Below are 19,187 nucleotides of genomic sequence, written 5' to 3'. Positions count from 1 at the left end.
GCCGGAGCAAGATCGAGAGTGCGCCGCCCGACGCTTGTCCCGGCCCGGCGCGCGGCCGCACCCGCACCCGCACCCGCGGGGGCTGTACGGGGTGTCGGACGCGGACGCGTTCGCCCGCATCTCGGCCCAGAGTCTGCGCACCGCCGCCGCCCGCTACCCCGACGATCCCGGGGTGACCGAACTCGTGAATGAACTCGTCAGCGGATCGGCTCGTCGACGCGGGTCACCCGCTGCGTGCCGCTGAGCGTGCGGTAGGAGCGAGCCCGTGAGCTGTGGGCGCCGGGGTCGGCACGGTCGGACAGGACGAAGAAGTCCATCTGCGCCCGCTCCTCCGTGACGTCGAGGACCGCGTAGCCGTGCGAATCCATGTCCACCCAGCGGACGTGCGGGTTGGCCGCCCTGACGGCGGCCACGGCGACCGCCGAGACGGTCTGCGGCGGCACGCCGAGGATGTCGTCGAGGTTGTCCGCCGTGACGGAGGTGACCACGAACTCGACGGCCACGGACGGCGAGAGGGGGTAGGTCGCGGCGTTCAGCGGCACGTCGTTGGCCCAGTGCATGTGGATGTCGCCGGTCAGGAAGATCGTGTTGTCGATCCCTCGGTCCCGCAGGTGGCTCAGCAGCCGACGGCGGTCCGCCGTGTAGCCGTCCCACTGGTCGGTGCTGAGGGCGAACCCGCCGGCCGGGACGCCGAGGCACGCGGCGATCGGGCCGAGGAGGAACGCCGGGACGGAGCCGAAGGCGACCGGGGAGATCATCACCGAGTTGCCGATGAGGTGCCAGCGGGTGTCGGAGGCGGCGAGGCCGGACGTCAGCCAGTCCATCTGGGTGGATCCGGTGATCGAGCGGTCGGGCGAGTCGACGGCGGCGCCGGAAACCTGCTGGTCGCGGAAGGAGCGCAGGTCGAGGAGGTGGAGGTCGGCCAGGCGGCCGAAGCGCAGCCGCCGGTAGGTGCTCCCCTCGACCGCGGGGCGCACCGGCATCCACTCGAAGTACGCCTGGACGGCCGCCGCCCGGCGAGCGGACCACTCGCCCTCGATCCCCGGCGTGTGGTTCCCCGCGCCGTCCCGCCAGCTGTTGTCCGCCGTCTCGTGGTCGTCCCAGATGGCTATCAGGGGGTGCGCGGCGTGCAGGGCCAGCAGATCGGGGTCGGCGCGGTAGTGGCCGTGGCGGACGCGATAGTCGGCGAGGGTGACGATCTCGTGCGCCGGCTCCTGCCGCCTCACCGGGTCGGCCGGGTACTGACCCGTGCCGTACTCGTATATGTAGTCGCCGAGGTGCAGCACGGCCTGGAGGTCGGTGCGGGCCGCGAGGTGCCGGTAGGCGGCGAAGTGGCCCGCCTCGTAGTTGGAGCACGAGACGACGCCGAGCCGCAGACTGCCCGGCCGCGCGTCGGCGGCGGGCGCCGTGCGGGTGCGGCCGGTGGGCGAGGGCACGCCGCCGGCGGTGAACCGGAACCAGTACACGGTGTCCGGGTACAGCCCGCGCACGTCGGCCTTGACGGTGTGGTCGGTGGCAGCCGTCGCCGTGGTCCCGCCCTCGGCGACCGGCATCGCGAAGCCGGCGTCCCTGGCGATCTCCCACGTCACGTCGAGGTCGGGTCCGGCGCCCGAGCCGGGGACGGCCCCGGGGACCGGGGTGACCCGGGTCCACAGGACGACGCCGTCCGGCAGGGGGTCGCCCGAGGCGACGCCGTGCCGGAAGGCGGGCGCGCCGGCGGCCCCGGCCTCGGTGGTGGCGGCGGGCAGGACGGCGGCGGTCCCGGTGGAGGCCGTCACCACGGAGCGTTGAGGGGGTGCGGCGTGGGTCACGACCGTCGATGCTACAAGCGGGAGGACGAACAGGTGGCCGAATCAGAAGAGTTGACCTGGCGAATGCCGCCGCACGAACCTCACCACGCGGCGGCCGGCGGCGCGGAGGGCGGCCGGCTGGGCTGCCGGACGGTGCGGCGAACCACACCAGCCGCCGGCGGCCGTCCTCGCCGACGCGATGGCAGTCCACCTCGATCGGGCCGCGCGATGGGGTGGACCACACGCGCAGTTCGGCCACGAGCGCGGCGGCCCGCACGGTCGAGGACCCACCGGACACCGGCGTCGGGGGAAGATCGGTGTCGCCGGAGCGCCTGGTCGTCCGGCGTGGCGGAGCGTCGTCACCGGAGGAGGAACTCGGTCTCCTCCGTGGCCTCGATGCAGTAGCGGAGCCAGTCGGCCTCGCGGTCCCGACGGCCGGTCGGGATCGCGCAGACTTCCACGACGAAGTCCCGCTCGTCGACCGCGACCATCTTGGTGAACTGGTCGAAGCCCCAGGCGATCTCCGCCTCCGTCACGCCGCCGCCCGTGACCGCGACCGTGACGCGATCGCCCGGTTCGCCGTTCAGGATCCTGCCCCACACGGCGTGGCAGCGCGGGTTGTAACGGACGTCCAGCAGTGCGGGATTGGACTCGGCCGGCCGATAGGACCCGGCGTCCGCGCCACAGTCCGTGGTCTCCGGGTTGCGGTCCCCGCAGTCATCGCCGGGGCACGTGGGCTGCGGGTCCTCCTTGACGACGCTCTCCGTCCCCCGGGTGGCCAGCACGGTCACCACGGCTGCCACGGCGGCACCGGCGGCTGTCGTGAGGAGCACGCTGCGCCGGACGCGGGCCAGCCTGGTGCCACTCGGTGCCGGTGCCGGTGCCGGTGCGCCGTTGTCCTGGCCCTCGGTACTCGTCATGGCCGCCTCCGCGATGACCGGGGTGTCAGCTCCCCACCCGAAGGGCATTCCCGCTTTCTCCACGGGCCTCCGCGCGCAATCGCGTCAATCTGTCCCGGCGGCGGTACGGGTGAAGTGTGGCGGGTGCGTGGTCGATTGACGCGGGGCGTGTGGCGCACCCGGGGAGCCGGGGCCGGGAGCCGAGTTCCTGGGGCCCCGGGTACGGGCGGGCGGTCGTGTCAACGAGGCGCGGCCGCCACCGGGTATGGGCGCCGGTGTCCGGAAAGCGGCATCAGGCGCGGCGCTCATGGGGCACGCGGGCCCTGCTCCACCCGATCCGGGCCGCGATCGCCCTACCACCGCTCCTGGGAGCGCTTCGGCTCTCGCGGATGAGGCTGGCCACGACCTCCCCGGAGCGTCCGGCGCGACCGATCCGCTGGCCCGGCCCCGTCCGGGGCCCTGGCTGGTCCCTGAGCACGGGGCCCGACTCGAATTCGAGGTCGAAGTCCACATCGCTTCGATCGACAACCTCGCCACACGCATGACGGACGAGACAACACCCGCCTGGCGCACGCCCCCTCAGAAGGACAGCCACCGTGACCGAGCCGTCGCGTCAGCCGGCGTTTTCCGGCATCGGGCCCGTCCTGGTCAGCCCTTTACGCAATTGCGTCGGACTGACCCCGGTCGCTTCGCGGATGCGACGGGAGAAGTGGAAGCTGGTGCTGAAGCCGCAGTGCGCGGCAACGGCGCCCACCGAAAGATCGGTGGACGACAGGAGTTCGATCCCCAGGGTGATTCGTCTGCTCCACAGGTATTCCATGGGCGTCGTCCCGAGATGCGCGCGGAACAACCGGATGAGGTGGGGTGGCGTGACGCCGGCGGCCTGGGCGATATCGCCGAGGGCGAGCCGCTGTTCCACATGCGTGTGGATGTGCAGGCGGGCCAGTTCGAGTGACCGCGGGAATCGCCTCGGGTCGGATTCCACCTCGGCCAGGTAGCGCAGCAGTATCGCGGTGGCGAGCGCGTCGAGGAGGGCGCCGTCGGCCGTGAGGTGCGTGAGCTCGCAGGTCAGGGCCTCGCGGACCAGGTAGGTGATGGCGGAGGACGCGGCCTTTCTCCGTGGCAGGTTCCACAGGCGCTCACGCATGGCGGGGGTGAGTCCCCGCAGTTGACCGGCGAACCAGGACTGCCGCGTGAGTTGGGTGTCGTCGAACCGCAGCTTGTTGAGATCTCCTGGGAGGAACAGGGCGACCTCGCCCTTCCCGGTCTGGAACGTCATGTCCGCCAACTCGGCGCGCATGGCCCCACGGTGAGTGATGATGAACAGGACCTCGTGCAGGGCCTGCGGAGTGGTCGCGGTGCCCGCGGGATAGGTGATTTCGCCGAAACGAGCCCCGAGGACCCCGAACGGGCCGCCGGCACCGGCATCAAGCTCGGACATGGAATCACGCATCTCAGCCATTGGTCCGCCTTGTCGGTATGGCTACGGTTACCGCCATGCTCACGCTGCGTACGGACCTGCTGGTGGTCGGCGGAGGGCTCGGGGGCGTGGCCGCCGCCCTGACCGCCGCCGAGCACGGGATCAATGTCATAGTGACCGAACAGACCGACTGGCTCGGCGGCGTGCTGACCAGCCAGGCGGTACCGCCGGACGAACACCCGTGGATCGAGCAGTTCGGCTGTACCCGGACGTATCGCCGGCTGCGGGACGACGTCCGCGACTACTATCGGCGACATCGCCCACTCGTCCACTCGGCTCGTCGGCGACCGGATCTGAACCCGGGAGACGGCCGGGTGTCCGCCCTGTGTTTCGAGCCTCGTGTCGGCGTGACGGTGATCGAGGCGATGCTGGCGCCCTTCGTCTCCTCAGGGCGGCTGCGTGTGCTGCTGGAGCATCGGCCCACTGCCGCTCACACGGACGGTGACCGCGTGAGCGACGTCGTACTGGCAGACGCGCGCAGCGGCGAGCGGGCGAGCGTGGCGGCGGACTGGTTCGTCGATGCAACGGACACCGGCGAGTTGCTCCCCCTGTGCGGGGTCGAGCACGTGATGGGTGCGGAGGCACGCGCCGACACCGGGGAGCCGCACGCCGCGGAGCGTGCCGATCCCCTCAACATGCAGCCGATTTCGGCGCCAGCTCGGTCGAGAATCATCAACCGGAGAGCGGAAGCGCGCAATGGCAACACCTGGACGACGGGGACTACTACACCATCCCCTACCGTTCGCTGGTGGCTCGGGAGGTGGACAACCTGCTCGCGAGTGGGCGTTGCATCAGTGCCAGCCACGAGGCATTGGCGGCACTGCGGGTCCTGAGCCCTTCCATGGCGACCGGCCAGGCGGCGGGCACGGCCGCCGCTCTGGCCGCCCTGGAACGAACGTCGGCACATGAACTCGACCCGGAACGCCTGAGAGCAGCACTGAGGAGTTCAGGAGCCATCGTCGACTGATGGTCGACGAGATCCCGTCCGGCCGATCCGATCGTGCACGTCGGCTACGTGCGGTCCCGTACGTGTTCGCTGCCGTACTCGGCCAGGAGTGCGAATCCGTGACGGTCGACCGGTGCGGCGGTGGCCGAGAGGATGACGAGGCCGACGCCGGTGCCGCGGTCGAGTCCGAGCCAGGACCGGAAGCCACCGGTGCCGCCGTTGTGCCAGGTGATCGGTCGGCCTTTGACCGTGATCGTGATCCATGCGGCGCCGATGTGGGCGCCCGCGCCGAATGGGGCGATCGGATCGAGCGCCGCGATGCCCGGGGCGTTGCCGTCGAGCACCGCCGCTGTGAAGCGGGCCATGCTGGTGAGGGAAGCCCGGATGCCGCCCGCCGGTGCGAATCCCTCGCCACGCCATGGTTGCCGAGGCCGTCCTCGGCGGCTTCTGCCGGTGAGCGCTCCGGGCCGAAGCCGGTCGGGCGTCCCCGGGGCGTAGAAGCAGTCGAGTTCCAGCGGGGCGGCGATGCGTCGGTGGAGGAGCTCCGCGTAGGTCGTCGCGGCGGCACGGGCCAGGGCATGACCGAGCAGTTCGAACCCGAAGTTGGAGTAGCGTGGCCGCGGCTTGCCCAGCGGAACGCCTCGGGCCTGGTCGAGGAGCTGTTCGAGGGTTTCGCCGTAGGGGTTGATCCCGTGTCGCCACAGGGCGATGGTGCGCCGCCGGGGTCGCGCGGACGTGGGCAGCCCGGGCAGGCCGGACCGATGGGTGCTCAGCGACTCCAGCGTCACCCGCGCGGCGGGGACGTCGCCCAGCGGCAGCAGGTCGCCAAGAGTCGCATCAGGGCCGATCTCGCCTCGTGCGAGCGCGTCCGCGTACAGCAGCCCGGTGACGGCCTTGGTGATCGAACCGATCTCGAAGTCGCTGTCGAGGTCGGCGCCGCGGCTCGCCACTCCGATGCCCCGAGGCGAGACCACGGCCGCCGCGGCGCCCGGGTGGCGCGGGCCCAGGAGTTCGCCGAGCCTGGCGGCGAGCCGCTCGTCGCCACGGATCGCGGCGGTCATGACCGACCGCCGAACAGGCCCCGACCGCCGTGCTTCTTGTGGACCGCCTGCTTCGAGACGCCCAGGACAGCGGCGATCCGCGGCCATGTGGCGCCTTTGTTGCGCGCGCGGCGTACCAGCACCGCTTCGATGCGTTCCACCTCGGCGCGAAGTCGCGCGACGGCGTCCAAGCCGGCCAGGGGATCGTCATCGGCGGTCGATGCCGCGAGCGTGGTCAGCTGCCTCACATCCATGCGTCAACTTTAGTTGACCACCCGTAACTCGTCAACCAGAGTTGACGATCGTCACCATCGACGACCTGGCCGCCCGGGCGGACAGCTTTCAGCCGATCCGTTCGGCCAGAGCGACGATGATTCCCGAGGGGCCGCGGAGGTTGCAGAGTCGGTAGACGTTCTCGTACCGCGCCACCTCGCCGAGGAGTTCGGCGCCATGGCGGCGCAGGCGGGTGATCGTGTCGTCGATGTCGTCGACGGCGAACATGACACGGTGCAGGCCGAGCGTGTTGGGTGGCGGGTTGAGCGGCCCGGCGGTGATCGCCGCGGGGGCGTGGAACTTCGTCAGCTCCAGCTTGCCGTGGCCGTCCGGGGTGCGCATCATCGCGATGGCGCTGCGGACCCCGTCGAGGCCGACCATCTGGTCCGCGCAGATTCCCTCGATCTGCGCCTCGCCTTCGAGCTCCATGCCGAGCTCGGTGAAGAAGGCGACGGCGGCCTCCAGATCGTCGACGACGATGCCTACGTTGTCCATCCGCTGAATCGTCACGGGGTGCTCCTTCTGCGTCGCGCGGTCCGTTCCGGCTACTGGTACCACTGGGACGGAGCCGGTGCCGCGTTCTCGACACCCGGAGCGAGACCGGACCTGGACCGGAGGCGGGAGGGCATGCCTTCCCGCGGCTTCCGGTTCGTGCGCGCGATGGTGGGCGGGCGGATCGAGCGCATCGATCCGCCTCGGCCTCCGGAGCCGACTCCCGGGACCGGCCGGGCGAACGTCGCCCGGCCGGCCCGTCAGGCTCGCGTCACCTCACGGCGACGACCTCAGCACCAGCTGGTGTCGGGATGCAAAGCGTCCCAGGTTTTGGGGCCGATGATGCCGTCCACCGTGAGTCCGCCGCAGCTGGACTGGAACTTCAGGACGGCCTCGCGGGTCAAGTTGCCGAAGTAACCGTCGCTGCTCAGGGCGCCGTCCCAGTGCTCGGTGTGGAAGTTGAGCAGCAGGCACTGCGCGTGGGCCACGGCAGGCTTGTAGGTGTTGGGGTCGTAGGACAGCGTGGGATGGCTGCCACTGTATGAGCAGGTCTGCAGGGCGCCGGCCGCGGGTGTTTCCGAGGCTGAAGCGGTGCCCATACCGAGGCCGGCCACCAAGGCTGTGGCGACGAGAGAAGCTGCTAACAGTCGTAGCAAACGCATGGAAGATCCCCCCTATCGGATCGTATGACCCGAGCTATGCTCCCATTTGGAGGGAAATGGATCATAGCCGCATTCCAGCCATTCCGCCCGAGTCGGCCGTCTCCGAGAGACCACCCACCACGTTCACCCGCGCGAATCGGATGACCTGGCGTTCCCGGGTCCGATCCGGTCCTCGTCGTAGTACTCGTAGGTCAGGATCGCGGGGCAGCTGTCGCCGACCTCCACGGTGGAGGTGTCCAGGCGCCGGCGGGTCCGCACCTCGTGGACCCGGACGGAGAGCTCCATGGAGTGGAACGTGACGTTCGTGTACCCGGAGGCGCTGGCGTCGGACTCGCACGGGCAGGTCTCGACCACGGAGCCGTGCCCCTGCCCGCCGACGCGGATCACCAGCACCGCCTCGGCGGGGTCGTCGGCGAGCCAGTCGCCGGGGAGTTCGCTCGCGTGGTCGGACTGGCCGAAGAGCAGGGCAGCGTGCGGGCCGCCGCCGCGATAGGGATCCGCACCGCGGTACGGGGCCGGCTCGTCGCAGTAGGCGGGTTCGGCGCCGTCGTAGTCGATCTGGACGAGTTCGCGCAGCCGGTCGAGCTCGATGGCCGTCTCGGCCTCGTCGATTCCCCGCTCGGCGTCGGCGGCCAGGTCGTGGTCGGGATACTCGTCGAGGAACTGCTGGTACCGCTCACGTTCCTGGTCCCAGGCTCCGTCCCCCAGGGCGTCGTCGCCGCATCCGACGATCGCCGCCGGTGCGACCTCCGGGATGACGTCCGCGGCGCGGTCCAGCAGGTCGCCGCGGCTCGGCCGGCTGCCGAGCCGGTCGGTGATCTGCCGGGTGGTGCAAGCTGAGGAGGACGACCGCGACCGCCAGGCTCGTGGCGGCGAGCCGCCGCCGCCCGAGGAGCAGGTATCCGGCGCCGAGGAGGCAGGCGTTGGCGAGCGCGGTGGTGAACGGGTCGCAGGGCCGGGGAGCGGAGGCGGACCCGGTCGGTTCCGGTCGCGACGGTTCGTCAGGAGCCGCTGCCGCCGGGTCCATCGGAGCCACTGGTCTTCCTCTCTCCCGACGAACCACCGCTGGCGGCTGCCCACGATGGGAAGCGCGTCCGGGAGGGGTCCCGAGTCGGGTGGGTGAGAACAACCGCACGCCGGGGAAATACCGTCACCGCCTGCCCACCCCATGCCCCAGCCCGGATCGCCGGTAGCCCGCCAGGAACCGCACGTTGACGGGACGCTCTCAGCCAGCGCGGGTTCGAGCCGTGAAGACGCCGGCAACGGGCCCTGAGATCACCACACCCGGTTCATGACCATCGTCCAGGTGTCGGCATCAATCGCGCCAGCATGGCGCCGAAACGCCCCGACATCCACGATCCGAATATTAGACGGCTCCAGAAAGCTGGGGCGCCGTTGAGAGTCGTCCACGGTGCCGGGCGGCAGGTAAATCGGATTCGCGGGTACATAATTGCGGGTGGAGATCTTGGCAACGACTACGTTCTGTTCATTAGCGGCGAGCACCAGACAGGGTCGGTCCTTGTATCCCTCGATCTCCTCGAAAGGGACAAATGCGTAGTAAATCTGACCCGGCTTGGGGATATGAGAGGGCAGCGCATTCGAGGGCGCGGCGGGAAAATTGCGTAAACGCCAGGGCTGCGCCGGGTGGAGAGCCCCTTCTCGTTCCAGCCATCGTATGAGCGCTCGGACGGCCAGGGCAATCACAGCCACGAACACGAGCAAGATCACGATAATCTCCTCTGATTATGCCAGAATGCCAATCGGCTCACGACCGTACACCGGGCACTTGGCTTCGGCCCCAGGTTTCATCCATTCGAGAAGTTACCGCCGAGTTTCACGTTCGGTATTGTTTGAATGCGCGCTCATGTGAACGCGGCGGCCGACACATGCTCCGGGCTCTCGCCGGTGATCGGCCATGACCATCACCGAGCAGATCCATCAGATGATGCTGAAGAATCCCGCCTCGGCATGGACACCGGCGGTCGAACCCGGCGGACAGATTCGTCACGGGGCCTGGGTCGCCGGACTAGCCGGAAGGGTACTGGACGGCTGGCCACGGGGCATGCGGCCTTTCGTCCGCAGGAACGCTGGCATCCTGGTGCCCAGTTGCCTTTCACCGATGCAGATGGCGGGCAGCTGACGCTGTTCGCCACCACCTCCCCGGCACCGCGGTACTGGCGCTGGAACTGCGGCACCGCCAGCGGGCTCCCGCCGAGGACCGCATCCGCGCCGCCCGCGCCACCGACCTTGCCAGCCTGCCCCTCCACGACACCGCGAAGAACCAGGTCCGGCTGGAGATTGTCCAGATCGCCCTTGGCCCGCTCGCCTGGATGCCGATGCTGGCCCTGATCGGCCCCGCCCGGCTGTGGGAACCCAAGCGCCAGAGGCTACGGCTGTTCTCCGACGCTGCCCAACTCGTCACCACCGGTCGTCGCGGATCCTCCCCTCCTGAAGCACTGACCCTGGACCGACGTGATCACTGGAGCCCTGCAACGGCTCGCGGCCCTGGCGAACCAGGCTGACCAGTAGCTTCCTGTCCCTACGGGCGGCCGTGGAACCCGGCGCCCACCCGACGCGTCAACCGGGCCACCAACGTGCCCGTGATCAGCCCCGACGACCGAAACGGTCGGCCAGAGAATCCGACGGGCCATCACAGAAGATCGAGGCTGGGGAGGGCGGGCGGTGACTGCCATCGTGCCGGTATGCCCCGGCAGGTCGGTTGCCGGCCACCGCGCGAGCCGCGTAGCTATCCGCCCACGCTCGATGAGGCCGCAGCCGTGGGGGGCTTCTCGCATCGGATCCCCCTGCAGGCGGCTAGAGTTGCTATGCAAATCTTATAACCATGGGAAATGCTGACGGTACTCAGCCGATCTTCGACGTAGGTGCAGCGGAAGGCGCAGGCGAGGCGGACGGCTCCGCCGAGTCCGAGGCGGTCCAGTGGGTGCTGCAACCCCGCGGTGGTGCCAAGAAGGGCGGCCGTCGGCATTTCATGCACTCGGTGCGCGAGGGCATCCATCTCTCTGGGTACGAGTCCGCGCTCGGGGCAGACACGGGGGAGCTCAAACGCATCTTCCCCGGCGGGGTGGCGAAGTTGTGGGGCTCGACGCCCACGAGCCAGACTCGGAACGCCAAGGCCGTCGCCCTGCGAGACCGGAAGGTCGGCGACGAGGTGCTCTTCTACGCCGAGAAGAAGTTCATAGCCAGGGCCCGCATCCTGGGACTCTTCCGCAACCGGGACTTGGCGGCGGCGGTGTGGGGAATCGACGCGGAGGAGCAGAACACCTGGGAGCACATCATGGCCCTGGGGGACGTCGTCGAGTTCGACGTTCCGGCGGGCCCTCTCCTGGACGCGCTGGCCATTACACCGCCGCTGCGTGGCCTCACCCTTGTGTCGGCGGCACTGCGCTCCCAGCACCTGGGCCTGCTGAACCGGCTGCTGAACGGACAGTCGCCTGCGGGAGGACGCCTCTCGAGTGGTGCCGTGCCGACCGCGACCGGGAAGAGTCTGGGGCGGGGTGACCTGCTGCGCACGCTCGGAACCCTTGACGTCGGCGTGCCGGATGAGCGCCAACGACGTCACGAGGTCCTCGCGCTGCTGTGGGCGATCGGCCGTCTGCTGTCGGGGCGGGATCGGATGGCGTCGTGGGGCGCCTTCCGCAGCCAACTCGTGCCAATCCTGCACGAATTCGGCGCGCTGGATGACGGGCTGTCTGCGGAATACCCGTTCCGGAACCTGTGTGGCAGCGGGCTGTGGGAGGTCGTTGGCGCGGAACGTGGGGAATCGGACCTCGCGCCGACTGCGGCTTCGGCCGAGCCGGAAGCAGCCCGCGCTGGGCTCCGGGTGGAAGCGGCGACCCTTTTGCGGCAGCCGCTCACTCGCGCCGAGGCGATCGGCTTGCTCTGCAACACCTACCTTGGAGATGTCGACCAGTATGAACTTCTGGAGCGAGTGGGCCTTGTCGGGTACGCGCACGCCGGCGGCGTGGAGCAGGAAGGCGAGCGGCGCAGTGGCAGGGGCCGATCTACGGGGCGCGGAGGTCGCCGACAGGCGACTGTGTTGCGCCCCGACAGGGATCAGCGTCTGGTGGAGAGGGTGAAACTGCTCCACCTGCATCAGTGTCAGGTGTGCGGGCTCCGATTGGAGACACGGTTCAGCCACTACAGCGAGGCAGCACACATCCGTGGGCTCGGCAGGCCACACGATGGACCGGATGAGATGGCCAACTTGCTGTGCCTGTGCCCGAACCATCATGTCCAGTTCGACACGCTGGCCATCTTCATCGACCAACAGTGGAACGTGCGGCGGAGCAAGGACGGAGCCTCCATCAGTTCGCTGAGACGCCACCCGGAGCACGCCATCGGACAGGAGTACGTCGAGTACCACCGGGGACTGTGCGGAGGGAGCCGTTTCGGCATGGTTTCGAGCTGATTCACGCGAGTCACAGGTATGCCCAGCCGTGACGGTGTCCAGCGGCCCTCGGTGCTTCTGCCGAGGGGCGTGGTGCCTGCCGGCTGCTACTGCGGGGGGCCGTCTTCGGTCAGGGCCTGGGTGCCGATGACGTTGAGGAGTTTGAGCCGGTCGGCGTCGGTGCTGCCGGGGGCGGCGGTGAAGACCATGATGCGCAGATCGCTGCCGGGGGCGGTGAGGGTGTCGCAGTCGAGGGTGAGCGCGCCGACGTCGGGGTGGTCGAAGGTCTTGCTGTGCGACCCGTGGACGCCGACGACTCCGGTGTCCCACAGGCGCGCGAAGTCGGTGCTGACGGCCCGTAAGTCCCTGATCAGGGAGCGCAGGCCGGTGTCGGCGGGGTAGCGGGCGGTCGCCGCCCGCAGGTCGGCGACGAGGACCGTCGTGAACCGGCTCTCCTGCTCCGAGGTGTAGTCGACCCGGCTCGGCAGACCGGTGAAGAGCCGCCAGGCGACGTTGCGCTCGCGTCCGCGCCACGCGGACACGTCCCCGAACAGGGCGGCCCACAACGGGTTCCACAGGATGCGGTTCCAGCTCGCGTCGCACACGATCAGCGGCGTGCCGTCGAGCTGGTCGAGCAGCCTTCGCACGCTCGGCGGGATGTGTGTCGGCACCTTCCCCGGGCCCGGTACCGCCTGGCCCGCGAGGAGATAGAGGTGTTCGCGCTCGGCCTGCGACAGCCGCAGCGCGCGGGCCAGCGCGGACAGCACCTGCGCCGAGGGGGAGGTGGCGCGGCCCTGTTCCAGGCGGACGACGTAGTCCACCGACAGGCCGGCCAGCTGCGCCAGTTCCTCGCGGCGCAGCCCGGCGGCCCGCCGTGTCCCGCCGGCGGGCATTCCCACCGCGGCGGGGGCCGTGCGGTCGCGCCAGCAACGCAGTGCCCTGCCCAAGTCCCCGGCTCCGCTCACGTTCCCAGTATGTGGCAACGGCGTCGGGACAGCCTGGTACCGGCAGTCCATGGGCAGCGCAGGGCACTGTCTGTCCGTCGGCGCGGTCGGAAAGGTGGAGGCGTCACACCCCGATGCACGTTCGCCGATTCGGGACGTGCCTCAGAGGAGGGGAACAGCACGTGATGAGAACGCGAGAGAGACCTGACGGAAAGGCCGCGTCCGGAAGGCGCACCTTACGCGGCGGGCTGGTGCTCGCCGCCGTGGCGGCGATCCTGCTTCCCGCCACGGCGCATGCCGCGAGCGCCGAATCCCGCCCGACGGAAACGCGGCAGGCCGGCACTCGGGCCGCCCAGGCAGACCCCGTCTGGCGGTTCGTCAACGTGGCGACGGGCCGCTGTCTGGACAGCAACGCGGCCGGTGAGGTGTACACCCTCGGCTGCAACGGGGGTGGATACCAGCTGTGGCGACAGAGCGGCAACCAGCTGATCAACCTGGCGACGGGCCGTTGCCTGGATTCCAACGCGGCGGGCGATGTGTACACGCTCGGCTGCAATGGCGGCGGCTACCAGAGATGGGTGGGGGTGGGTTACCAGGTACTCAGCACGGCGACCCTCCGCTGCCTGGATTCCAACGCTGCCGGTGAGGTGTACAGCCTCGGCTGCAACAGCGGCGACTATCAGAAGTGGCGCACGTGATCCCATGCCCGATCCCCGCAGCGATGGAGGTCCCGAATTCATGACCACGCTCACCCGGATGTGGGCCGGAGAACCGGAGCGCCGCATCAGCCGACGCGCCTGGTCCGGCGCCGCGTTGGGACTCACGGCGCTGGCACTGGGCCTGCTGCCCACGTCGGCTTCCGCGAGCGCCCAGGCCGATTACCGCTTCATCAACAACGCCACGGGCCGTTGTCTGGACAGCAACGCGGCCGGTGAGGTGTACACGCTCGGCTGCAACGGCGGCGCCTACCAGAGGTGGTCGGCGCAGGGTGGCGACCTGCGCAATGTCGCGACGGGCCGGTGCCTGGACAGCAACGTCGACGGCGAGGTCTACACCCTGCCCTGCAATGGGGGCAATTACCAGAACTGGGCGCCGGGAGACGACGCGCACATCATCAACGTCCAGACGCTCCGATGCCTGGACAGCAACGGGGCTGGGCACGTCTACGCCCTCAGCTGCAATGGCGGCGCCTACCAGTCGTGGCACAACTGACCGTTCCGATCCGGATTCAGTTTCAACGGAGGTGTCAATCACCGTGCTCGCTCAGATTTCCGGCAGAACTCACGAGCGCCGCATGAGTCGGCGTGCGTTGTCCGGCGCGGCGGTGGGATTCACTGCTCTGACGCTCGGCCTGCTGCCCACCTCGGCCGGCGCGACCGGCGCGGCCCCCTTGGCGGCCCAGGCCGACACCCGCATCGTCAACGTCGCGACCGGGCGGTGCCTGGACAGCAACGCGGCGGGCGACGTGTACACCCTCGGCTGCAACGGCGGCGCCTACCAGCGGTGGGAATCCGACTGGGGCCAGGTGCGCAATGTCGCGACCGGGCGGTGCCTGGACAGCAACGTCAACGGCGAGGTCTACACCCTGGCCTGCAACGGCGGCAACTATCAGACGTGGGCGACCCGGAACAACCGGGAAATCATCAATGCCGAGACGCTCCGGTGTCTGGACAGCAACGGGGCAGGGCATGTCTACGCGCTCGCCTGCAACGGCGGCGCCTACCAGGCGTGGCACGGGTGAGACGAACCCGTCTCCTTTGCCGCTGAGGGAATGACGGAGCGCTCGTCCCGGCCGGCCCCCTTCTCGGTGGCCGGCCGGTTCCGGTGCGCCCGGCGCACAACGCGTGGGCACGAGCGCCCCGGGGGAATTCCGCACGCCCTACCGGGACCCACGGGCGGCGGAAATGATGAGCGCGCCGCACATGAACCAGGTGATCCCGACCCCCGTCCCTCGACCAGGCGGACATGCGGCCGGGCGGACATGCGGCGGAAGGAGCCCATGGTGTTGCTTCTCATCTCCCCGGACAGTGTCGAGGAGGCCCTCGACTGCGCGAAGGCGGCGGCGCACCTCGACATCGTCGACGTCAAGAAGCCCGACGAGGGCTCGCTCGGCGCCAACTTCCCCTGGGTCATCAGAGAGATCCGCGACGCCGTCCCGGCGGACACACCGGTCTCCGCCACCGTGGGAGACGTCCCGTACAAGCCCGGCACGGTGGCTCAGGCCGCGCTCGGCGCGGTCGTCTCCGGCGCCACGTACATCAAGGTCGGCCTCTACGGATGCACGACGCCCGATCAGGGCATCGAGGTCATGCGCGCGGTCGTCCGGGCGGTGAAGGACCACCGCCCCGACGCGCTCGTCGTCGCCTCGGGCTACGCCGACGCCCACCGGATCGGCTGCGTCAACCCGCTCGCCGTGCCCGGCATCGCCGCCCGCTCCGGTGCCGACGCGGCCATGCTCGACACCGCCGTCAAGGACGGGACGCGGCTGTTCGACCACGTTCCGCCGGACGTCTGTGCCGAGTTCGTGCGGCTGGCCCACGCGTCCGGTCTGCTCGCCGCCCTCGCGGGCAGCGTCACGCAGGCCGACCTCGGCCCGCTGACCCGCATCGGCACGGACATCGTGGGCGTGCGCGGAGCGGTCTGCGAGGGCGGCGACCGCGATGCCGGAAGGATCCGGCCGCATCTGGTGGTCGCCTTCCGGGCGGAGATGGACCGGCAGGCCCGGGAACACGCGGCCGGCGTACCCGCCGTGCGCTGAGCACCGGCATGCCGACCCCTGAACCCGACCGTGCCCCCGGACGCCGGGCCGCGCGCTTCCCCGTCGTCGACCCGGCCACCGGGGAGACCTTCGACGAGGCCCCCGACCAGCGCCCGGACGAGTTGGACGCCGTGGTCGACCGGGCCCATCGGGCCTGGCACGGCTGGCGCGCCGACCCCGACGCCCGCACCACCGCGCTGCGCCTGGCGGCCGAGGCCGTGGAGAGGGCCGGCGACGACCTCGCCCCCTTGCTCACCCGGGAACAGGGCAAGCCCCTGGCCGAGTCGTACGCGGAGATCGCCCGTACGGCGGCCCGCCTGCGCTACTTCGCGGACCTGGCACCCGAAACCGGGCGGATCACCGACGGCCGGCCCGTGCACAGCCACATCCGCTGGCGACCGCTCGGACCCGTCGCCGCGATCGTGCCGTGGAACTTTCCCCTCCAGCTCGCGACGGCGAAGTTCGCGCCCGCGCTCGCGGCGGGCAACACCATGGTCCTCAAACCGTCCCCGTTCACCCCCCTCGCCACCCGGCTGCTCGGCTCGGTCCTCGCCACCGCCCTGCCCGAGGACGTGCTGACCGTCCTCACCGGCCGCGAACCCCTCGGCGCCCGCCTCGCCTCCCACCCGGGCATCCGCCACGTCACCTTCACCGGCTCGGTGCCCACCGGGCGGGCCGTCGCCGGAGCGGCGGCGGCCTCGCTCGCCCGGGTCACCCTGGAACTGGGCGGCAACGACGCCGCCATCCTGCTGGACGACGTCGAGGTGGACCGGATCGCGGACCGGCTGTTCTGGGCCGCGTTCCGCAACTGCGGGCAGGTCTGCATGGCGGTCAAACGCGTCTACGCCCCGGCGCGGCTCCACGCCGAGGTCGTCGAAGCCCTCGCCCAGCGCGCGAGGACCGTCGCCGTCGGGCCCGGCCTCGACCCGGACACCCGGCTGGGCCCGGTCGGCAACGCCCCCCAGCTGGCCCGGGTCGAGCGGGTCGCGAAGCAGGCCCTGGCGGGCGGTGCCCGGGCGGCGACCGGCGGCCACCGGCTGGAGAGGCCGGGCTACTTCTTCGCTCCCACGATCCTCACCGATGTCCCGCCCGGCAGCCCGGTGGTGACGGAGGAACAGTTCGGGCCCGTCCTGCCGGTGCTGCCGTACCGGAGCCTCGACGAAGCCGTCGACGCGGCCAACGGCACCGCCTTCGGGCTGGGCGGCTCCGTATGGGGCACCGATCTCGACCGGGCCGAGGCGGTGGCCGACCGGCTCGAATGCGGCACGGCCTGGATCAACCACCATGCCGAACTGTCCCTGGCCCAGCCCTTCGCGGGCGTCAAGAGCAGCGGTGTCGGCGTCGCGGGCGGGCCGTGGGGGCTGTACGGAAACCTCCGGCCGTTCGTCGTCCACCGACCGCGGGAGGAACGGAGATGAGGTTCCGGGCGGCCGTACTGCGCTCGCGCGAGGGCCCGTTCGCGGTCGAGGAGGTGACCCTGCGCACGGAACCCGCCGCCGGCGAGATCCTGGTCGAGATCGCCGGCTGCGGGATGTGCCGGACCGATCTCGCGGTCCGGCGATCGGCCGGCCCCAGCCCGCTGCCCGCGGTGCTCGGCCACGAGGGGGCCGGGGTCGTGGTGCGGACGGGCGGCGGCCCGGACGCCGCGATCGGCGTCGGCGACCACGTCGTGCTGAGCTTCGACTCCTGCGGGCACTGCCGGAACTGCCGCGGCGCGGCCCCTGCCTACTGCGACTCCTTCGCCTCCCTCAACCTTCACGGAGGACGCGAGGAGGACGCGCCGCGGCTCACCGACGCGACCGGGGGAGCGCTGGCCCCCCGGTGGTTCGGCCAGTCCTCGTTCGCCGCGTACGCCCTCGTCCCGGCCCGCAACGCCGTCCGGGTCGACCCCGCACTGCCCCTCGAACTCCTCGGGCCGCTCGGCTGCGGCTTCCTCACCGGCGCCGGGGCCGTGCTGAACGTCTTCGGCGCCGGCCCCGGCGACACCCTCGCGGTCTTCGGCGCGGGAGCGGTGGGCCTGGCCGCGGTGATGGCGGCCACCGCCGCCGGCGCGCTGACCGTGGCCGTCGACCGGCATCCCCAACGGCTGGCCCTGGCCGAACGGTTCGGCGCGATCCCGCTCTCCGCCGGAACGGCCGGACTGCCCGAGCGGATCCGGCGGCTGACCGACGGCGGCGCCCAGTACGCGCTGGACACCACGGCCTCCGCCCCGCTCATCAACGACGCGCTCCGGGCGCTGCGCCCCACCGGGAGCCTCGGCCTGGTGGCGCGGCTCCACACCGCGCTGCCGCTCGAACCGGGCACCCTTGACCGGGGCCGCGCCATCCGCCACATCTGCGAGGGTGACGCCGTACCCGGACTGCTGATACCCCGGCTGACCGGGCTGTGGCAGGCCGGACGCTTCCCCTTCGACCAGCTGATCCGCACCTACCCGCTCGCCGACATCAACGAGGCCGAACGCGACTGCGACGCGGGCCGCGTGGTCAAACCGGTCCTGCTCCCGCAGTCCCCACTCCCGCCAACGGAGGAAACATGGTCGGCACGGCGCCGCGGCACGCGGACGGGGAAGGCGTGGACGGAGGCGTGGGTCTGACCGCCCTCCTGGTCGCCGCGGCACGGGCGATCGAGACCCACCGCCACGACAGCCTGGCCCAGGACGTCTACGCGGAACACTTCGTGCGCGCCGCCCCGGCGTGCGGTGACTGGCCGGTGCGCATCCAGCAGGTCCCGGACGGGGACGGCGACCCGCTGTGGGGGCGGTTCGCCCGCTACTTCGGCCTGCGGACCAGGGTCCTCGACGATTTCCTCCTCCGGTCGGTCCGGACGAGCGTCCGCCAAGTGGTCCTGCTGGGCGCCGGGTTGGACACCCGCGCCTTCCGGCTGGAGTGGCCATCCGACTGCGTGGTCTTCGAGATCGACAGGGCGGGCGTGCTGGCGTTCAAGGACCGGGTGCTCGCGGGCCTGCCGGCCACCCCGAAGGCGAAGCGCGTCCCCGTGCCGGCCGACCTGCGCGCCGACTGGGTCACCGCGCTGACCACCGCCGGCTTCGACCCGGCCGCACCGAGCGTGTGGCTGGCCGAGGGACTGCTCTTCTACCTGCCGGGCCCCGCCGAGACGTTCCTCATCGACACGGTGGACCGGCTGACCACCGAAGGCAGCGCACTGGCCTTCGAGGCCAAGCTGGAGAAGGACCTGCTGGAGTACCGCGACAGCGCGATCTACACGGCGACGCGCGAACGCATCGGCATCGACCTCCTCCACCTCTTCGACAAGGGACCACGACCCGACTCCGCGGGCGACCTGACGGCCAGGGGCTGGTCCACCTCGGTGCACACGCCCTTCGACTTCACCCACCGGCACGGACGCGGCCCCCTCCCCGAGCCGAACGACGCGCTGGAGGGGAACAGGTGGATGTTCGCGCACAAGCCCCGGCGTCCTGGACGGGGTCAGCCGGCGGGCGGGGGCGCCGAGGCACCGGCCCGGCCGGAGCCTCGG

Annotated in this window: 19 protein-coding genes and 3 pseudogenes; 12 read left to right on the top strand and 10 right to left on the bottom strand. The window is 70.8% G+C overall.

Features of this window, described 5'->3' with window-relative positions; genetic code table 11:
* Nucleotides 1-61 precede the first annotated feature (61 nt).
* Nucleotides 62-208: pseudogene (locus ADY01_RS41505) on the top strand (transcriptional regulator); the annotation flags it as partial.
* On the opposite strand, the gene ADY01_RS05800 reads toward ADY01_RS41505, so the two are convergent.
* The 3 genes from ADY01_RS05800 to ADY01_RS05785 form a co-directional block, all read right to left on the bottom strand.
* Nucleotides 198-1,811, bottom strand: coding sequence for an alkaline phosphatase D family protein (locus ADY01_RS05800; protein WP_049566625.1), 1,614 nt, complete (start codon nucleotides 1,809-1,811; stop codon nucleotides 198-200). The pseudogene ADY01_RS41505 and the gene ADY01_RS05800 sit on opposite strands and share 11 nt — an antisense overlap.
* Nucleotides 1,812-2,149: 338 nt before the next feature.
* A complete protein-coding gene (locus ADY01_RS05795) occupies nucleotides 2,150-2,710 on the bottom strand; it encodes a DUF2690 domain-containing protein (RefSeq protein WP_159000974.1) in 561 nt (186 codons plus the stop codon).
* A gap of 592 nt (nucleotides 2,711-3,302) precedes the next feature.
* On the bottom strand, nucleotides 3,303-4,151 hold the full coding sequence (locus ADY01_RS05785) for a helix-turn-helix transcriptional regulator (protein WP_049566613.1): 849 nt from the start codon (nucleotides 4,149-4,151) through the stop codon (nucleotides 3,303-3,305).
* A gap of 35 nt (nucleotides 4,152-4,186) precedes the next feature.
* On the opposite strand from ADY01_RS05785, the gene ADY01_RS05780 reads away from it, so the two are divergent.
* Both ADY01_RS05780 and ADY01_RS41500 read left to right on the top strand, forming a co-directional pair.
* Nucleotides 4,187-5,002 carry an FAD-dependent oxidoreductase gene (locus ADY01_RS05780; protein WP_078900041.1) on the top strand — a complete coding sequence of 272 codons (816 nt, stop codon included), beginning with the start codon at nucleotides 4,187-4,189 and terminating at the stop codon, nucleotides 5,000-5,002.
* The gene (locus tag ADY01_RS41500) at nucleotides 4,900-5,136 is read left to right on the top strand and encodes an FAD-dependent oxidoreductase (RefSeq protein ID WP_420715593.1); all 237 of its coding nucleotides are present in this window, start codon (nucleotides 4,900-4,902) and stop codon (nucleotides 5,134-5,136) included. The genes ADY01_RS05780 and ADY01_RS41500 overlap by 103 nt, the downstream gene beginning before the upstream one ends.
* Before the next feature lie 44 nt (nucleotides 5,137-5,180).
* On the opposite strand, the gene ADY01_RS05775 is transcribed toward ADY01_RS41500, so the two are convergent.
* The 6 genes from ADY01_RS05775 to ADY01_RS36650 all read right to left on the bottom strand — a co-directional run bounded on the left by ADY01_RS05775 (nucleotide 5,181) and on the right by ADY01_RS36650 (nucleotide 9,310).
* Nucleotides 5,181-6,176, bottom strand: a complete 996-nt coding sequence (locus ADY01_RS05775) for a serine hydrolase domain-containing protein (RefSeq protein WP_049566609.1) — start codon at nucleotides 6,174-6,176, stop codon at nucleotides 5,181-5,183.
* Nucleotides 6,173-6,409, bottom strand: a complete 237-nt coding sequence (locus ADY01_RS05770) for a hypothetical protein (protein WP_049566606.1) — start codon at nucleotides 6,407-6,409, stop codon at nucleotides 6,173-6,175. Before ADY01_RS05770 ends, ADY01_RS05775 begins: the two co-directional genes overlap by 4 nt.
* 88 nt (nucleotides 6,410-6,497) lie before the next feature.
* Nucleotides 6,498-6,938 carry a VOC family protein gene (locus ADY01_RS05765; protein WP_234320091.1) on the bottom strand — a complete coding sequence of 147 codons (441 nt, stop codon included), beginning with the start codon at nucleotides 6,936-6,938 and terminating at the stop codon, nucleotides 6,498-6,500.
* A gap of 272 nt (nucleotides 6,939-7,210) precedes the next feature.
* Entirely contained in the window at nucleotides 7,211-7,408 is a 198-nt protein-coding gene (locus ADY01_RS38885; protein ID WP_053170539.1) for a peptidoglycan-binding domain-containing protein, read from the bottom strand.
* A 297-nt stretch (nucleotides 7,409-7,705) separates the two neighbouring features.
* Entirely contained in the window at nucleotides 7,706-8,662 is a 957-nt protein-coding gene (locus tag ADY01_RS05755) for a tetratricopeptide repeat protein (protein WP_049566599.1), read from the bottom strand.
* Nucleotides 8,663-8,857: 195 nt separating this feature from the next.
* Entirely contained in the window at nucleotides 8,858-9,310 is a 453-nt protein-coding gene (locus ADY01_RS36650) for a type II toxin-antitoxin system PemK/MazF family toxin (RefSeq protein ID WP_159000972.1), read from the bottom strand.
* Nucleotides 9,311-9,497: 187 nt separating this feature from the next.
* On the opposite strand from ADY01_RS36650, the pseudogene ADY01_RS36645 reads away from it, so the two are divergent.
* Together ADY01_RS36645 and ADY01_RS40305 are read left to right on the top strand one after the other, a co-directional pair.
* A pseudogene (locus tag ADY01_RS36645) lies at nucleotides 9,498-10,039 on the top strand (transposase); the annotation flags it as partial.
* Between the two features lie 385 nt (nucleotides 10,040-10,424).
* Complete coding sequence (locus ADY01_RS40305; RefSeq protein WP_234320090.1) at nucleotides 10,425-12,011, top strand: HNH endonuclease; 1,587 nt, start codon at nucleotides 10,425-10,427, stop codon at nucleotides 12,009-12,011.
* Between the two features lie 86 nt (nucleotides 12,012-12,097).
* Here the strand turns inward: ADY01_RS40305 and ADY01_RS05745 are convergent, their stop codons facing one another.
* On the bottom strand, nucleotides 12,098-13,006 hold the full coding sequence (locus ADY01_RS05745; protein ID WP_078900035.1) for a helix-turn-helix transcriptional regulator: 909 nt from the start codon (nucleotides 13,004-13,006) through the stop codon (nucleotides 12,098-12,100).
* A gap of 179 nt (nucleotides 13,007-13,185) precedes the next feature.
* Between ADY01_RS05745 and ADY01_RS05740 the strand changes: the two genes are divergently transcribed.
* From ADY01_RS05740 to ADY01_RS05710, 7 genes and pseudogenes are all read left to right on the top strand, one after another.
* On the top strand, nucleotides 13,186-13,632 hold the full coding sequence (locus tag ADY01_RS05740) for an RICIN domain-containing protein (RefSeq protein WP_199826171.1): 447 nt from the start codon (nucleotides 13,186-13,188) through the stop codon (nucleotides 13,630-13,632).
* A 40-nt stretch (nucleotides 13,633-13,672) separates the two neighbouring features.
* The gene (locus ADY01_RS05735; RefSeq protein ID WP_199826170.1) at nucleotides 13,673-14,146 is read left to right on the top strand and encodes an RICIN domain-containing protein; all 474 of its coding nucleotides are present in this window, start codon (nucleotides 13,673-13,675) and stop codon (nucleotides 14,144-14,146) included.
* A gap of 82 nt (nucleotides 14,147-14,228) precedes the next feature.
* Nucleotides 14,229-14,675 (top strand): RICIN domain-containing protein, encoded by a 447-nt coding sequence (locus tag ADY01_RS05730; protein ID WP_078900034.1) that lies wholly within the window; start codon nucleotides 14,229-14,231, stop codon nucleotides 14,673-14,675.
* Between the two features lie 261 nt (nucleotides 14,676-14,936).
* On the top strand, nucleotides 14,937-15,692 hold the full coding sequence (locus ADY01_RS05725) for a (5-formylfuran-3-yl)methyl phosphate synthase (RefSeq protein ID WP_049566659.1): 756 nt from the start codon (nucleotides 14,937-14,939) through the stop codon (nucleotides 15,690-15,692).
* 8 nt (nucleotides 15,693-15,700) lie between these two features.
* Nucleotides 15,701-17,110, top strand: coding sequence for an aldehyde dehydrogenase family protein (locus ADY01_RS05720; RefSeq protein WP_049566591.1), 1,410 nt, complete (start codon nucleotides 15,701-15,703; stop codon nucleotides 17,108-17,110).
* Nucleotides 17,107-18,198, top strand: a pseudogene (locus tag ADY01_RS05715) (NAD(P)-dependent alcohol dehydrogenase); the annotation flags it as partial. The gene ADY01_RS05720 and the pseudogene ADY01_RS05715, both read left to right, overlap by 4 nt.
* Before the next feature lie 26 nt (nucleotides 18,199-18,224).
* The coding region (locus ADY01_RS05710) for a class I SAM-dependent methyltransferase (RefSeq protein WP_107081657.1) at nucleotides 18,225-19,187 on the top strand (963 nt) is incomplete at its 3' end.

This window comes from Streptomyces sp. SBT349, assembly GCF_001083795.1.
Taxonomy (GTDB): Bacteria; Actinomycetota; Actinomycetes; order Streptomycetales; family Streptomycetaceae; genus Streptomyces.
The sequence above is the reverse complement of the archived record's forward strand: the minus strand, read 5'-3'. Positions and strand labels throughout refer to the sequence as shown.